General features: G+C 50.3%; 4 protein-coding genes. 2 read left to right on the top strand and 2 right to left on the bottom strand.

Annotation, left to right across the window (positions count from 1 at the left end):
- On the bottom strand, positions 1–525 hold a 525-nt coding region (locus ACESLU_RS13570; RefSeq protein ID WP_372639167.1), incomplete at its 3' end, for a thiopurine S-methyltransferase.
- Positions 526–737: 212 nt separating this feature from the next.
- Here ACESLU_RS13570 and ACESLU_RS13565 point away from each other — a divergent pair.
- Entirely contained in the window at positions 738–1,232 is a 495-nt protein-coding gene (locus ACESLU_RS13565) for an MgtC/SapB family protein (RefSeq protein ID WP_372639166.1), read from the top strand.
- A gap of 18 nt (positions 1,233–1,250) precedes the next feature.
- Positions 1,251–2,549: an MATE family efflux transporter gene (locus ACESLU_RS13560; protein WP_372639165.1), complete on the top strand. Its 1,299-nt coding sequence runs from the start codon at positions 1,251–1,253 to the stop codon at positions 2,547–2,549.
- Between the two features lie 183 nt (positions 2,550–2,732).
- Here ACESLU_RS13560 and ACESLU_RS13555 read toward each other — a convergent pair.
- Positions 2,733–3,056, bottom strand: a 324-nt coding sequence (locus tag ACESLU_RS13555) for an STAS domain-containing protein (RefSeq protein WP_372639164.1), incomplete at its 5' end; no start/stop codon positions are given.

The raw sequence follows: 3,056 nt of genomic DNA, 5'->3' as shown, positions 1-3,056 counted from the left end.
TATTTCCCGTTCAGGCACAGAAAAAGGCGGTCCGTTCATTTCATCCTGTTTGTATTCGAAACTTTGCAGTAGTATTTGAGTATGGCTGTCACGCAGTTCAAGTAGCTTCCTGGCATACTTTTTTCTCATTGCGGCAGGTAAGGCAACCAGGGAGGATTTGTCGTATACGGCGTCTGCAGGATGAATGGGAGCGTGTGGTAATTGTTGAAAATCACCCTGCCAAAGCTCCATGGATTCGGATTGAAAAACGGGGAAGCCATGACTTTCTGTGCGTGTGAATGACGCGGCGGACCTTCGCATGACCTCCCGCAACGCTTTTAGCGACACCTCTACACCGGTCACCCTGGCTCCCTGCGCCACCAGCCAGTTCAGATCATGGCTCTTGCCGCAGAGCGGTACCAGCACCCGGGCTCCGGGCGGGAGGTTGAGTTGCGGCCAAAAGGTACGCAGCGGGGGATAAACCTCCTTTATATGCCAGCCGATGTTATCCTTCCGCCACCGGCTTTTCCAGTAACTGACTTCCATTTGGAGTAGGTTTTCTGTAAAAAATTTACCAATCTTATGAGAACAAAGTTGAGTGCTGAGTGTTGAATATACATAATGCGGAAAGGTTTAAAAATAAACCCTGGCCTCCTGCGGCTCCCAGTGTGTTCTGAGGTAGGTACTTCAACTTTTGGAATGTTCAGGGTTGTATTAACCGGGTATACTACTAATTAACATAATAAAACAGGTATAATATGGAACTGTATTTAATTGGGGATCCGATCATTAAAGTACTATTTGCAATGTTTCTGGGGGGACTTCTGGGCCTGGAGCGCGAGCTGGCGCAAAAGCCGGCCGGTCTTCGAACCCATATGCTTGTCGCCGGTGCTTCATCATTACTGGTGGTACTGGGTAATGTAATGATCACGAATTACAGTACGGTAGACGCATTTGAAGGGTCCATTCAAGCGGATCCGATTCGTATCATGGAGGCCATTATTACCGGAATCAGTTTCCTGGGAGCGGGGACCATAATTTTCAGGAACAAAGATGAAACCGTAGAAGGCTTAACCACAGCTGCTTCTATTCTTTTCGTGGCAGCCATCGGTATTGCGGTAGCGTTGGAACGTTACCTGCTGGCCGCTATCCTCACCGTTCTCGCTATTGTGATTTTATACGGACTGGGATATATTGAGCGCTTTATTCAACAAATTCGCCAGCGATTGTACAACGACCCATCAAACGATTAACGCATATACCCCGAGTTGTTGAACCGGAAGATTCTAAATCTGGCTATTCCCAACATTATCAGCAATTTATCGGTTCCGCTCCTGGGGGCCGTGGATACGGCACTGGTGGGACATCTGGAGGATGCCTACTATCTGGGGGCCATTGCGTTAGGCGGGATGATTTTCAACTTTATTTTCTGGGGATTCGGTTTTCTGCGCATGGGTACCACCGGTCTCACCGCCCAGGCTTTCGGGGAAGAGGATAAGACCGAAAGTATCATGACCCTGGCGCGCGCGCTGACAGTGGCAGGACTGTTTAGCCTGCTTCTTCTTTTGCTGCAGGTCTGGATCGCGGATCTCAGCTTTTTGCTGGTGGACGCTTCGCCGGAGGTTGAACATTATACCCGGATCTATTTTGATATCCGTATTTATACGGCGCCGGCTACCCTCGGACTCTATGCCATTAACGGATGGTTCCTGGGGATGCAGAATGCCCGCTATCCCATGATCGTGACCATCGTTTTAAACGCGCTTAACATCGCTCTTGATGTCTATTTTGTATACCGTCTCGGCATGCACGTCGATGGGGTGGCCTGGGGCACGCTGATTGCCCGTTATACGGGATTGTTGCTGGCTGGGGGACTGCTTGTCACCCGGTACAGGGCGTGGCTGAGCGGTTACGTCCACACGCTGCTGCTGGAGATGGAGGCGATCAAAAAGTTCTTTTTCGTGAACCGTGATATCTTTATCCGCACCCTCTGCCTTATTTTTACTTTCTCCTTTTTTACGGCCAAGTCCGCTTCGTTCGGAGACGTGGTACTGGCTGCCAACTCCATTCTGCTGCAGCTCTGGATGATTGTTTCGTACGGCACCGACGGCTTTGCCTATGCCGCGGAAAGCCTGATCGGACGATATACCGGGGCCGGACAACAGAAGCGGGTGAGGCTTACCGTGAAATACTGTTTCCTCTGGGGCACGGGGATCGGGCTGCTGGCATCGGTAGTGTACGCCGTTTTCAATGTACATATTTTGCAGATCTTTACCGATCAACAGGAGGTGATCGATGCGGCCATGCTCTATTTTTTATGGACGGTTGCGGGTCCCTTCGTAAGCAGTTTTTCGTATATCTGGGATGGGGTGTTCATCGGGGCTACGGCAACGGGACCCATGCGCGATGCGATGATCATTGCTGCGGCGGGAATTTTTCTGCCGGTGTATGCCGTGGGGGCTTCGTACCTCGGAAATCACGCATTGTGGCTGGCCCTGACGCTTTTCATGATAGGGCGGGGGGTCACGCTCACCTGGTACGCCCCCAAACATATTTTGCGGCGGACGTAGTCCGGCTGTCTGGCCACTCATCAGGCAGGGTGGGTTTTGTACTGTTTTTGATGATCAAAAGATGAAGAATATCTATTTGATATTGCATTATACCATAGCGACCGGGAGCTGATCTGGTTTCAGATATGGACCGCATCCCAATACATATCCAATGGGGAGGTATATTCACCACTCACACTCCATTCACTGGTCCTTGTTTACTTCCCTGTTATAGGTATCCAGACGGGAGGTCTCATCCTCATGATCCATTATTTTTAAGATATGCTGGACAGCCTCGTGGGGTTCGCGAAAGAAATGATCCTCCCCTAAAAAATCACGCATGCCCGATTTGGAGATTACGTCGCGCACCGGACCTTTTAACCCGGTGATGAAGAGTTCGATATCCCAGTTCTTTAACGTGGTTGCCATCGATTTCAGCTGGTCGATGGCGGTGGTATCGAGGGTGTTGATCGTGCTGCCGTCGATAATTACATAACGGGTATAACTGTTTCTCTCCCGGGTTTTTTT

The organism is Fodinibius sp. (assembly GCF_041642155.1).
Classification (GTDB): domain Bacteria; phylum Bacteroidota; class Rhodothermia; order Balneolales; family Balneolaceae; genus Fodinibius.
The sequence above is the reverse complement of the archived record's forward strand: the minus strand, read 5'-3'. Positions and strand labels throughout refer to the sequence as shown.